Consider the following 12,506-nt stretch of genomic DNA (forward strand, 5'->3'; position numbering starts at 1 on the left):
GCGATGACTGACACCCGACAGGTCGTCGTCGTCACCGGCGGCACCCGTGGCGTCGGCGCCGGAATCGCCCGCGCCTTCCTCGCCGCCGGGGCGCACGTCGTCGTCTGCGCCCGCCGGCCTCCCGGGGAGCCGGTCGAAGCGGCGGGCGCCACCGCCGAGTTCCGCCCGCTGGATCTGCGCGAGGCCGAGGCGGTCCCCGCCTTCTTCGACGCGGTGGCCGCCGACCACGGCGGGGTGGACGCGCTCGTGAACAACGCGGGCGGAACGCCGTACGGCCTCCTCGCCGATGCGGCCCCGGCCCGCCAGGCCAGGATCGTCGAACTGAACCTGCTCGCCCCGCTGTACGCCTCGGTCGCGGCCAGTCAGGTGATGCGCACCCAGGAGAACGGCGGCAGCATCACGATGATCGGCAGTGTGAGCGGCACGCGGCCCTCGCCCGGCAGCGGGGCCTACGGCGCGGCGAAGGCGGGGCTGGAAAACCTCGCCCGGACCATGGCGGTCGAATGGGCCCCCGCCGTGCGCGTCAACACGGTCGTCCTCGGCCTCGCCCGGACCGAGAGCGCCCACCTGCACTACGGCGACGAGGAGGGCGTCGAACGGGTCGCCCGCACCGTCCCGCTGGGCCGTCTCGCGGACCCTGCCGACGTCGGCGACGCCTGCGTGTTCCTCGCCTCCGACCGCGCCCGGTACATCAGCGGCGCCGCGCTCCAGCTGCACGGCGGCGGTGAACGCCCGGCGTTCCTGGACGCCGCCTCCGTCAACCGCTGAACCCCCCAAGGGAGTCGCCGCATGACCTCGCCCGCCGCATCCGCCGCCGTGCCCGACCCCGCCTCGACTTCCCCCGCCCCGGCCGGAATCTGCGCGGGCCGCGTCGTGCTCGTCACGGGCGCGGGGCGCGGCCTCGGCCGTGCGCACGCGCGCGCGTACGCGGCCGAGGGCGCACGGGTCGTCGTCAACGACCTCGGGGTGGGCCCGGACGGCTCCGGGGGGTCCGGCGGGCCCGCGCTCGCCGTGGTCGAGGAGATCCGCGCCGCGGGCGGCGACGCCGTCGCGCACGACGGTGACATCGCCACGACGGACGGCGCCGCCTCCCTGGTACGGGCCGCCCTGGACGCGTACGGCCGTCTCGACACCCTCGTCAACAACGCGGGTTTTCTGCGCGACCGGATGCTGGTCAACCTCGACGAGGACGACTGGGACGCCGTGCTGCGGGTCCACCTCACGGGCCACTTCCTGCCCTTGAAGCACGCGGCGGCGTACTGGCGGGCCGAGGCGAAGGCCGGGCGGACACCGCACGCCTGCGTGGTCAACACCAGCTCCGGGGCGGGCCTGCTCGGCAGCGTGGGGCAGGGCAACTACAGCGCCGCGAAGGCCGGCATCCTCGGCCTCACCATGGTCGCCGCCGCCGAACTCGCGCCCTACGGAGTGCGGGTGAACGCCATCGCCCCCGCCGCCCGGACCCGTATGACGGAGCGGACCTTCGCCGAGACCATGGCGGCCCCCGGGGGCGGCGCCTTCGACGCGATGGCCCCGGAGAACGTCTCCCCGCTGGTCGTCTGGCTCGGCGCCGCCGGCTCCGCGGGCGTCACCGGCCGCGTCTTCGAGGCGGAGGCCGGCCGCATCACCGTCATGGAGGGCTGGCGTCCCGGTTCCACCGCCGACAAGGGCGCCCGCTGGACGCCCGCGGAAGCGGGCGAGACGGCACGGAGACTCCTCACCGACGCGCAGCCGCCGCAGCCGGTGTACGGGGCGCGGTGAGCCTCCCGCGCCTGCCCCTGCCCACCCGAGGCCGGCCGCGGGCAGCCGTCACCGGCGCGTGAGCCGAACGTCAGCGAAACGTGAGCGCTCCACGCCAAGGTAGGGGCGCAACGTCGTCACGGGGTCAGTTCCCCGGCAGCGGTGAGCAGTCCCGCTGGTCCGGGCGTCGAGCCGGCCGCTCGGACGGCGCACCCGGCACCCCACCCCTTGTATTGTCATGCCCATTTTGGTTGTGCGCCGTTCGTCGGCGGATGTCGAGAGGACCCTCATGCGGAGCCGAATACCCGGCACATCAGTACGGACGAGCCGGCGCGCGGGCGGACGGCCCGGGCGTACCCGGCTCCAGATCGCGGTCGCCACTGGCGTGGCCGTCGCGGCCGGCCTCGCCGGGGGCGGCGGTGCCGCCGCCGACACCGCCCCCGGCACCCCGCCGTCCGCCGCGTCCGCGCGGTCGGAAGGACCTCAGCAGCAGGTCGAGTACTTCCCCGGCCCCGACAGCCACCCGCGGCACACCACCATCCCCGTCCCCGCCCCGCTGAACAACAGGCAGCGCTCGGCCATCGCCCAGGATGGGAAGGTCGTCTCCCTCGTGCGGAACGGCCCGATCGGCACCAAGGCCGACGTGGTGTTCATCGGCGACGGGTACACCAAGTCCCAGCAGGAGGACTTCCTCTCCGACGTGCGCAGGAAGTGGAAGGAGGTCTCCGCGGTCGAGCCGTACCGCACGTACAAGAAGCAGTTCAACGTCTGGGCGGTGGAGGCCCACTCCCCGCAGTCCGGCGTGGGCGGCGATCCGGACTACCACACGAGCAAGAGAACCGCTCTCGGCACGTCGTTCTACTGCGACAACGTCGAGCGCCTGCTGTGCGTCAACCCCGAGAAGGTCGAGGCGTACGCGAGCAAGGCCGCCGACGCCGACCTGGTGATCGTCCTCGCCAACTCCACCAAGTACGGCGGCGCGGGCTACAACGACATCGTTTCCCCGTCGGGCTACGACGGCATAGCCACCGCCTCCTCCGACAACCCCGAGTCCTCCCAGATCGTCGTGCACGAGACCGGCCACTCCCTGGGCAAGCTGGCCGACGAGTACTGGTACGACGAGTACGACACCTACACCGGCGCCGAGCCGTGGGAGTCGAACATCAGCAAGCTCAAGGCGGCGCAGCTGACGGCGCAGAAGAAGAAGTGGTACCGCTGGATCGGCCGGACGTCACCGGACGGCGGCACCGTCGGCGCGTACCGGGGCGGCGGCTACTACCCCCGTGGCATCTACCGGCCCACTGAGGACTCGATCATGCGGACCCTGGGCAGCGAGTTCAACCTGCCCGGCCGCGAGGCGATGATCGCCGGCTTCCACCGGCACGCGTCGGTGATCGGCGCCACCACCCGCACGGACCGGGAGGTGAACCGCACACAGCCCGTCACCGTCGAGGCGGGCAAGGGAATCCAGCTGCGCTGGTACGTCGACGGCCACGCGACCGACAAGGGCCGAGGCGAGAAGAGCATGACGCCGCGCGCCTTGGGCGTACCGGCCGACGGCCGCGCGCACACCGTCTCGGTGCGGGGCACCGACGCCACCGACGCGGTCCGCGACCCGGCGTTGCGCAAGCTCCTGACCAAGAAGCTCACCTGGCGCGTCGCGGGCTGACACCTCCCGGCCCTCACGCCTTCGCGTACACCACCCACACCTGGCCCTCGGCGAACGGCAGCGGCCTGCCGTCGGGGGTCGTGAACCGGGTGCCGTCCTGGGCCGACGGACGCCGCCAGCGGGCCTCGTAGGAACGGCCGTCCCGCAGCACGCGTGCCGTCCCCTCGCCCACCGTCTCGGTGAACGGCGTGACGCTGCCCGAGCGGTCGTGGAAGGCGGAGCGCCGCACCTTCACGTACTGCACGACGACCGTGGCGGCGCGCAGCTCCCTGCCCCCTGAGGTGCGCGCCCGCTCGCCGTCCATAGTGACGCGCCAACGGCCCTCGTACTCCACCCAGTCGAAGGCGAAGCGCGCCGCGGGGAAGCGGACCGTCCGGTGCGTCTGCCGGGTACCGCCCGCCGGGCGCGGCCCGAACCGGAACCCGGTGCTCTCCAGGGCGCCCGCGCGCGGGGCGGCCTTCAGCGCCTTCGGGCGTACGAAGAGGTTGTGCGGCGCGGCCCGCCCGCCGTCCCGGTAATAGGCGTCCCCCGGCGCCTTGCCGGGCGGCAGGGCCCGCACGGGCGCGCCGGCGATCAACGGCAGCAGTTTCGACTGCGCCCCCGAGAAGGCGAGCACGGGCCGGTCGAACTGCCGCAGCAGTTCGAGATCCGTCTCGCGCGCGCTGCGCACCGGGCCGATCACGGGCGGCAGGCGGGAGGCGTAGACCGCCATCAGCCGGCTCAGCCCCGCCTCCACCTGCTCGACGTAGACGATGTCCGCGGCGTCCAGACCGGTCTGCGGGCGCGCCGGACGGACGTTGTCGATCTTCACGGCGAGGACGGTGCCGCCGCCACCGGGACCGCCCGCGGACGGCCCCGTCCCGGCGGGCCGTACCGTGCAACCCGCCACCAGGGCGGCGAGCACCACCGCCCCGGCACCCACGCGCGTCCGTATCCGCCGTCTCATGCGTACGTCATACCCCGCGCACACCGGATGCAGCCCGCGAAGGGCATGCCCTCCGCGCTCACCCCAGATCGAGGGCGTTGCGCAGACCGAGCCGGTAGCGGACGCGGTCGTGGCGCTTGGCCGACTCGATCGCCGGGGGGCGGAAGAGCGGCGTCACCGTGCACGGCGTGTGGTCGGAACCCACCCGCTCCAGAAGCGCGTTGACCGCCTGCCGGGCGGAGGCGTTGGCGCCCTCCATCGTGGCCAGGTCGATGTCCACGGACACGTAGTCGCCGGAGAGGAAGAGGTTGGGGATCCTCGTCGCGGCCGAGGGCCGGTTGTGCAGGGTGCCGACCGGGTGGATGAGGAGCTGGTCCTCGTTGGTGGGGTTCGGCGTGCCGAGGCCGTCGACGCCCGGGTCGAGGAACCACGAGTGCAGCTTGCCGTCGCTCAGGACCGTCCTGCCGGTGTCGTTCAGCGCGGCCTTGAGCTGCGCCCACACCTCCTTGGCGACCTCCTCGCGCGTGCACTGCTTGGCCGTCTTTCCGTACAGCACGCCCGGCTTGTCCCACTCGGAGATGTCCACCGACAGGCAGTCGACCGCGACTCCGTCGCCGTAGTCGGCGGGGAAGTCGCGCGCGGGCCAGTGGGCCGCCTGCGCGATACCGGTCAGCGACCAGGGGGAGTCGATGCAGTTGAAGTGGCCCTTCACGAGCGGCGGGCGCTCGGTCAGATAGAACTGGATGCCCGTCATCCAATCGGTCTGCAGCTTGTCGCAGCGCGCCAACTGCGGGTCCGCCGCCTTCATCGCGGCGCTCCACGTCCTGCGCGCGTGCTCCACCGGCATGGCCTGCACGTAGTGGTCGGCGGTGATGTCACGCCGTACGCCGTCGGGGTCCTCGATCACCGTCTTGGTGACGCGGCCGCCGCCGAACGCCAGCTCCCGCACGGTCCAGCCGATGCGGAACCGCACGCCGAGCGACTCCAGATGCGTCACCCACGGGTGGATCCAGGCCTCGTTGGTGGGTGCGTTCAGGAGCCGGTCGGGCGGGCCGTCCGCGCCTCGGCCGAGGGCGTTGAGGACGAAGGCCTCGCCGAGGGTGCCCACCGTGCGGGTGCTCGCCTCCTCGGCCTTCGTCGCCACGATGTTGCGGGTGACGCCGATCGCGAGGATCCGCTGATAGTCCTTCGACATCCTCTCGGCGCGCACGAAGTCCCACCAGGGCGTCGCCTCCCAGTGGTCGTCGCGGCGCTCGTCGCAGCTGGTGAGGTAGACCAGGGCGCGGTTCACGAAGTACGCGACCTCGTGGGCCGGCAGGTGGAACGCGGTGTCGAGCAGCGCGCTGAGCGCCCGCGCGATGTCGTCGAGGGTGAGCTTCTCGGGTTCGTGGCCCGGCCACGGGATCGGCATGCGGATGTCCTCGCGGCCGGTGCGCGCGAACGCCATCTCGCGCGGTGCCACGAGGTTGTCCCACACGCCGTTGGCGTTGCCGGGGAAGGGGATGCGGCGCATCGTGTCGGGGAGGTTGTGGTAGATCCCCGGGATGAAGCGGAAGCCGTGCTCACCGGGCAGCGGCCTTCGGTTGCCCTTCGCGCTGTCGGGTACGTCCATGCTGCGGGCCTTGCCGCCGAGTGCCCTGCGTTCGTACACCGTGACGGCGAAGCCGCGCTCGGCCAGCTCGTGAGCGGCCGTCAGCCCGGCGACACCGCCGCCGAGGACGGCCACGGACTGCTGTTGCGGCGCGTCAGGCGCGGCGGCCGCCGCGGGCAGGGCGCCCGCTCCCACGCCCAGCGCTGCCGCTCCGCCGACCGCCGCCGCCCCCGCGACGAACCCTCTTCGCGTGCTTCCCCCGGCACCACAGCGCCCCATGCCCGCCCCCCTTACCGTCGGTAACTGACGTGTCAGGCGCAGGAGCATAGGGGCGCGGCGCATGAGGCGGAAGATGCCGGGGTGCCGCGCCGAACATTGGCGTGATTACGGCGCCGGGGCACCGCCTGTCGGTGTGGTCAAGGCGCCGGGGCACCGCGGCGCTCGTCAGGCCGGGGGCCCGAGGACATCGGTGAGGGAGTAGCGCACCGGCTCCTCCAGCTGGGCGTACGTGCAGCTCAGCGGGTCACGGTCGGGGCGCCAGGTGCGAAAGCGCGCCGTGTGGCGAAAGCGCCGCCCGCCCTCCATGTGGTCGTACGCCACCTCGCAGACCCGCTCCGGGCGCACCGGGACCCACGACAGGTCCTTCTTCCCCGACCAGCGGCTCGGCGCCCCCGGCAGCCGCGCCGTCTCGTGCGCCGCCTCGTCCCCCCAGGCCGCCCAGGGATGCCCCTCGGCGGTCCCCATCCGCAGTGGCTCCAGCTCCTCGACGAGTTCCGCCCGCCGCTTCATGGTGAACGCCGCCGCGACGCCCACGTGCTGCAGGGCCCCGGCGCCGTCGTACAGGCCGAGGAGGAGCGAGCCGACGACGGGGCCGCTCTTGTGGAAGCGGTAGCCGGCGACCACGCAGTCCGCGGTGCGCTCGTGCTTGACCTTGAACATGACGCGTTCGTCCTGGCGGTAGAGCAGATCGAGCGGCTTGGCGACGACACCGTCGAGACCCGCGCCCTCGTACTGCTCGAACCAGCGCAGCGCCACCTCCGTGTCCGTGGTCGCCGGCGCCACATGGACGGGCGCGCTCACCCCGGCCAGGGCCGTGACCAGACGTTCGCGGCGTTCGGCCAGGGGAGTGGCGAGGAGGGACTCCTCCGCGAGGGCCAGCAGGTCGAAGGCGACGAAGGAGGCAGGTGTGCGCTCGGCCAGCGTCGCGACCCGCGAGGCCGCCGGATGGATGCGCTCGGTGAGCGCGTCGAAGTCCAGGTGACCGTCCCTGGCGATGACGATCTCGCCGTCGATCACGCAGCGCCCCGGCAGGCGCTCCCGCAGCGCCTCGACCAGCTCGGGGAAGTAGCGGGTGAGGGGCTTGCCCGTACGGCTGCCGATCTCGATGTCGCCCCCGTCCCGGAAGACGATCGCGCGAAAACCGTCCCACTTGGCCTCGTACTGCATCCCGGGCGGGATCTTCGCCACGGGCTTGGCGAGCATGGGCTTCACGGGGGGCATCACCGGCAGGTCCATGCTCCGATTCTGCGGCGATCCGCTCCATACCGCCCGGTGTGCGGCGAATGTCCGCGCCGTTTAGCGTGGCTCCATGGGTGAAGCCAAGGGCAAGAGCGCGGCCGTCGAGATCGACACGGGGGAGCGGACGGTACGCCTGTCCAGCCCCGACCGGGTGGTCTTCCCCGAGCGGGGCTTCACCAAGCTGGACGTCGCCCGGTACCTCGTCGCCGTCGGCCCCGGCATCCTGCGCGCGCTCCGGAACCGGCCCACCACCCTCCAGCGCTACCCGGACGGGGCGGCCGGCGAGTTCTTCTACCAGAAGCGGGCCCCGAAGAACCATCCCGACTGGATCCCCACCGCCACCATCACCTTCCCCAGCGGCCGCACCGCCGACGAGATGTGCCCCACGGAGGTGGCCGCCGTCATCTGGGCGGCGCAGTACAACACCCTCACCTTCCACCCCTGGCCGGTCCGGCGCGACGACCTCGACCACCCCGACGAACTGCGCATCGACCTCGATCCGCAGCCCGGCACCGACTACGCCGACGCGGTGCGCGCCGCCCACGAACTGCGCGCCGTACTCGATGAGTTCGGCGGCCTGGTCGGCTGGCCCAAGACGTCCGGCGGGCGCGGCATGCACGTGTTCGTGCCCATCGAGCCGCGCTGGACCTTCACCCAGGTGCGGCGCGCGGCGATCGCCTGCGGGCGGGAGCTGGAGCGCCGGATGCCGGATCAGGTGACCACGGCGTGGTGGAAGGAGGAGCGCGGCCCCCGGATCTTCGTCGACTACAACCAGACGGCCAGAGACCGCACCATCGCCTCCGCCTACTCGATCCGCGCCCGCCCGCACGCACCGGTCTCCGCGCCGCTGCGCTGGGACGAGGTGGACGACGCGACGCCCGAGGACTTCGACATCGCCACCATGCCCGAACGCTTCGCGAAGGCCGGCGACGTCCACGCCCGTATGGAGGAGCGGGCCTTCTCCCTCCGGGCCCTGCTGGACCTCGCCGACAAGGACGAGCGGGACCATGCGCTCGGCGACCTGCCCTACCCGCCGGAGTACCCGAAGATGCCGGGCGAGCCCAAGCGCGTACAGCCGAGCCGGGCGAAGCGGGACGGGCAGGGGGAGTAGACCCCGGTCGGGTCCGGTCCGGCGGGTACGTACCTGCCGTGCGGCAGTGGCCCGACGATCCACGGGCCGGCGTGCCGGTGTCCGGCACCGGTCCGGACGCGCCGGACGCGAACCCCCTCGCCGGGATGACGGCCGGGCCCATGCGCGAGGATGCTCCCTGACACCGTCAGGGAGGAGTGAGCGAAGGTGACCGAGGAACCGCGTCCCACCCTGGAGGCCGTGGCCGCCCGCGCCGGGGTCTCCAGGGCCACCGTCTCCCGAGTCGTCAACGGCGACCCGGGAGTGCGGGAGAGGCTCGCCGAGAAGGTGCGGCACGCGGTCGACGAACTCGGCTACGTCCCCAACCGCGCCGCCCGCAGCCTGGTCACCCGGCGCCACGACGCCGTCGCCGTGGTGATCGCCGAACCGGAGACACGGGTCTTCGCCGATCCGTTCTTCGCGCTCCAACTACGCGGCATCAGCAAGGAACTGACGGAGCACGACGTGCAGCTCGTGCTGCTGCTCACCGAGGGGCGCGACGACCACGAACGGGTCGGCCGCTATCTCGCGGGCGGGCACGTGGACGGTGCCCTCGCCTTCTCGCTGCACCTCGACGACCCGCTGCCCGGCATCATCCGGCGCGCCGGGGTGCCGACCGTGTTCGGCGGGCGCCCCGGCTGGCCCCAGCCGGCACCGGGCGAGCCGAGCGCCTCGTACGTCGACAGCGACAACCGCGGCGGCGCGCGCGAGGCGGTGCGGCACCTGGTGGGCCTCGGCCGCGGCCGCGTCGCGCACATCACCGGCCCCCTCGACCAGACCTCCGCGGTCGACCGGCTCGACGGCTACCGAGACGTCCTCGGCGAGGCGGACCCGCGGCTGATCGCCGAGGGGGACTTCACGCCCGCGGGCGGAGAACACGCCATGCGCGAACTGTTGGATCGAGTGCCTGAGTTGGACGCGGTCTTCGCGGCCAACGACCTGTCCGCGTCCGGCGCCCTGCGGGTGTTGCGGGAGCGTGGCCGAAGGGTGCCGGACGATGTCGCGCTGGTCGGCTTCGACGACATGCTGCCGGTGGCCGAACAGACCGAGCCGCCGCTGACGACGGTCCGTCAGGACATCGAGGGAATGGGTCGGTTGATGACCCGGATGCTGCTGCGCGGCAGGGAAGGTGAGGAGCCGGCCGCCGAGCCCGCCGGTGTGGTCCTGCCGACCGCGTTGGTGCGCAGGGCTTCGGCCTGAGCGCACATCCTTGCAACCCCGCTGATCTCGTCACGCGCCTCAGTGGCTCTCCGGCCTGCACGGGCAAGGAGCAATGCCCGCACGGCTCAGGATCCGGGTCACCGAGGGACCCGATCCGCCCACACCGCCGGAGTTCAAGGACGGGTTCCCAGTTGCGCGCGCAGACGCTGCCGGTCGGGTTTGCCCACCGCCGTCAGGGGGAGGGCGGGCAGCACGTGGAGAGCTTCGGGAGCGTACAGCCGGCCTTTGCGGGCGGTGACGAACTCACGGATCTCCGCCAGGTCGGGCTCGTGTCCGGCAGTGGGCACCACGGCGGCGTGAACGTGCTCGACTGCTTCGTCGTCCCGGTCGCCGAAGACGGTGCACTGGGCGACGGCGGGGTGACTCAGCAGCAACTCCTCCAACTCGGCCGGGTAGACGTGGCCGCCGACGACCACGATCATCTCCTTGATCCGGTCCACGATGTAGAGATATCCCTTGTCGTCCAGATAGCCGACGTCACCGGTGTGTACCCATCCGTCGCGCAGTACCTGGGCGGTGAGTTCGGGCTGTTTCCAGTAGCCCTGCATCGCGTAGGGGGAGCGGACGACTACCTCACCGCGGCTCCCGGTGGGGAGTGGGACGCCGTCGGCGTCGCGGACCTCGATGTGTACGCCCGGCAGGGCTCTGCCGACGGTCAGCTGTCCGTCAGGCCCGGTCGTCTCCTGTTCGTCGGGGCCCGTTTCGGTGATGTGCTGGGCCTCGGCCTGCCCGTACCAGCCGTACAGCACGGGGCCGAGAGCCGCTGCCGCCTGGCGTAGCCGGGCAGGAGAGGCAGCGGTGCCACCGTAGGTGATGCGCCCCAGGCTCGACAGGTCGGTGCCGCTCAGCGCCGGATGGTCGAGGAGTTGGTACAGCAGCGGCGGCAACAGCCAGGTGTGGGTGATGCGTTCGCGCTCGATGGTGGCCAGTACGTCGGCGGCATCGAAACTGTGGCGCAGTACCACCGATCCGCCCTGGTGGAGGGTGCGGTCGGCCAGGAGCCCCGCCAGATGGGCCAGGGGAGTGCAGGCCAGGAATCGCGGCGGGTCACCGGCGTCCGTGAGCCGGTCCTCGATCCCGCTGCGATGGGGGCCGTGCGTCATGCGGATGCCCTTCGGCACTCCGGTGGTGCCTCCGGTGTAGCCGATGCGCCAGTCGTCGTCCGGACCCACCGGAGACGGCAGTGGCCGCGCCGGGTGCCGCAGGGCCTGAGCCAGGACGTCCTCGCCGTCCGTGCCCGGCCCCAGGAACAGCATGGGGAACCCGTGCGCCGATGGCAGCGGCTCCTGCCGCAGTTCCTCCGCCAGGTGCCGCTGCCGCGTGTCCGCCAGGAGCATGTGGCAGTCGGCGCTGGTCACGATGCTCGCCATGGTCGGTGCGCTCATGCCGTCGTACAGGCAGACCACCCGTGCGCCGGCGAGGTTGGCCGCGTAGCGGGCGGCCAGGGCTTCCACGGTGTTGCCGGTGAGCAGGGCGACCGTGGTGCCCACGACCGCCCCACGCTGTCGCAGTTCCGCCGCCAGCCTGTACACCTGGTCGCGGAAGTCGCCGCCACTGGTCGTGCGCCCCTCCGCGTCCGTGAGGACGGTGCGCCGCGGGGCGGTGGACAAGGTGGCGAGGACGGCCTCGACGTAACTGGTGAAGGGGATCGGTGCTCCGTGATGCCGTGACATTTCAGCGCTCCCGTTCGAGGGATCAGGGGTCCGGTGGGCGAACCCGACGCTAGAGACTTCCGTTCATGCCTTCCACGACCAGTTGTGTCATGTGTTCATGACGAGGGAGGCATGAAGTGGTCGACGGCCAGTCGGCGGAACGTCCCGGCCGCCGGCGAGAGGTAGGCGTCCCGCCGCCACACGAGGCTGAGTGTGCGGTGGGCGTCCGGGGTGTCGAGGCGCGCCCAGGCCACGGCCTCGTGTGCGCTCATGGCACGTCGTGCGACGGCGGGCATCAGGCCGATGCCGAGACCGGTCGCGATGAGCCTCGGGGTGGCCGCGGCTTCGTCGCCCTCACAGCTCACCTGCGGTTGCAGGCCCTCACGGGCGAACAACGCCTCCAGAAGCACGCGTTGCCAATGGCCGGCGCGCGTACTGACGAACTCCTCCTCGGCCAGTTCGGACACCGTGACGTGCTCCCGACCCGCCAGGCGGTGACCGTACGGCACGGCGAGGAACACCTCCTCCCGCAGCAGCGTCACCGTGTCCAGGCCCGGCCCGGCCAGCGGCTGCGACGCGAGGGCGAAGTCCACCTCCGCGGCGGCCAGATGGCGCCGCATCGACTGCGCCGAGGCCTGGAGCAGGCGCACCTGCACGCCGGGACTGTGCGCCCGGAAGGCGGCCAGCACCTCAGCCAGTTGCATCAACGTCTCCGCGGCGATGGCGACCCGCCCGAGGCCGGCGCCGGCGGCATCCGCCATCTCGCGCCGCGCGTCGTCCAGTTCGGCCGTGGCCCGGTCGACCCGTCGCAGGAACGCCGCGCCGTGCTCGTTGAGCCGAATCCGGCGGCCGTGTCGATCGAACAGCAGGACCCCGAGTTCCGACTCCAGCCGACTGATCGTGCGGCTCACCGACGGCTGGGCGACGCGCAATTCCTGTGCGGCGCGGCTGATGTGCTGATGGCGGGCCACGGCTTGGAAGCAGCGCAGTGAGAGAAGGTCCATGGGGACAGTCTCGTCCCGTCCCCGTGCGGATCCTCCGGACGCGGGGCATGTCGTCGGCGG

General features: G+C 72.4%; 10 protein-coding genes. 5 read left to right on the forward strand and 5 right to left on the reverse strand.

Annotated features, from left to right (window positions below; translation table 11 throughout):
* Nucleotides 1-3 precede the first annotated feature (3 nt).
* The 3 genes from ACZ5GP_RS07795 (at nucleotide 4) to ACZ5GP_RS07805 (ending at nucleotide 3,406) form a co-directional block, all read left to right on the forward strand.
* Nucleotides 4-768 carry an SDR family oxidoreductase gene (locus ACZ5GP_RS07795; RefSeq protein ID WP_468749944.1) on the forward strand — a complete coding sequence of 255 codons (765 nt, stop codon included), beginning with the start codon at nucleotides 4-6 and terminating at the stop codon, nucleotides 766-768.
* A gap of 21 nt (nucleotides 769-789) precedes the next feature.
* Nucleotides 790-1,758 (forward strand): SDR family oxidoreductase, encoded by a 969-nt coding sequence (locus tag ACZ5GP_RS07800; RefSeq protein ID WP_468749945.1) that lies wholly within the window; start codon nucleotides 790-792, stop codon nucleotides 1,756-1,758.
* A gap of 268 nt (nucleotides 1,759-2,026) precedes the next feature.
* The gene (locus tag ACZ5GP_RS07805; RefSeq protein WP_468749946.1) at nucleotides 2,027-3,406 is read left to right on the forward strand and encodes a M64 family metallopeptidase; all 1,380 of its coding nucleotides are present in this window, start codon (nucleotides 2,027-2,029) and stop codon (nucleotides 3,404-3,406) included.
* Nucleotides 3,407-3,419: 13 nt separating this feature from the next.
* On the opposite strand, the gene ACZ5GP_RS07810 is transcribed toward ACZ5GP_RS07805, so the two are convergent.
* The 3 genes from ACZ5GP_RS07810 to ACZ5GP_RS07820 form a co-directional block, all read right to left on the reverse strand.
* Nucleotides 3,420-4,352, reverse strand: coding sequence for a DUF3048 domain-containing protein (locus tag ACZ5GP_RS07810; protein WP_468749947.1), 933 nt, complete (start codon nucleotides 4,350-4,352; stop codon nucleotides 3,420-3,422).
* 58 nt (nucleotides 4,353-4,410) lie between these two features.
* Nucleotides 4,411-6,201, reverse strand: a complete 1,791-nt coding sequence (locus ACZ5GP_RS07815; RefSeq protein ID WP_468749948.1) for a hydroxysqualene dehydroxylase — start codon at nucleotides 6,199-6,201, stop codon at nucleotides 4,411-4,413.
* Nucleotides 6,202-6,366: 165 nt separating this feature from the next.
* A complete protein-coding gene (locus ACZ5GP_RS07820) occupies nucleotides 6,367-7,437 on the reverse strand; it encodes an ATP-dependent DNA ligase (protein WP_468749949.1) in 1,071 nt (356 codons plus the stop codon).
* Between the two features lie 73 nt (nucleotides 7,438-7,510).
* Between ACZ5GP_RS07820 and ligD the strand changes: the two genes are divergently transcribed.
* Nucleotides 7,511-8,551: a non-homologous end-joining DNA ligase gene (gene ligD, locus ACZ5GP_RS07825; RefSeq protein WP_468749950.1), complete on the forward strand. Its 1,041-nt coding sequence runs from the start codon at nucleotides 7,511-7,513 to the stop codon at nucleotides 8,549-8,551.
* 186 nt (nucleotides 8,552-8,737) lie between these two features.
* Nucleotides 8,738-9,769 carry a LacI family DNA-binding transcriptional regulator gene (locus tag ACZ5GP_RS07830; protein WP_468749951.1) on the forward strand — a complete coding sequence of 344 codons (1,032 nt, stop codon included), beginning with the start codon at nucleotides 8,738-8,740 and terminating at the stop codon, nucleotides 9,767-9,769.
* A gap of 134 nt (nucleotides 9,770-9,903) precedes the next feature.
* Here ACZ5GP_RS07830 and ACZ5GP_RS07835 read toward each other — a convergent pair whose 3' ends face one another.
* Both ACZ5GP_RS07835 and ACZ5GP_RS07840 read right to left on the reverse strand, forming a co-directional pair.
* Nucleotides 9,904-11,463: an AMP-binding protein gene (locus ACZ5GP_RS07835; RefSeq protein WP_468749952.1), complete on the reverse strand. Its 1,560-nt coding sequence runs from the start codon at nucleotides 11,461-11,463 to the stop codon at nucleotides 9,904-9,906.
* A 95-nt stretch (nucleotides 11,464-11,558) separates the two neighbouring features.
* Entirely contained in the window at nucleotides 11,559-12,446 is an 888-nt protein-coding gene (locus tag ACZ5GP_RS07840) for a LysR family transcriptional regulator (RefSeq protein WP_468749953.1), read from the reverse strand.
* Between the last annotated feature and the right edge of the window lie 60 nt (nucleotides 12,447-12,506).

Source organism: Streptomyces sp. NPDC031466 (assembly GCF_055581265.1).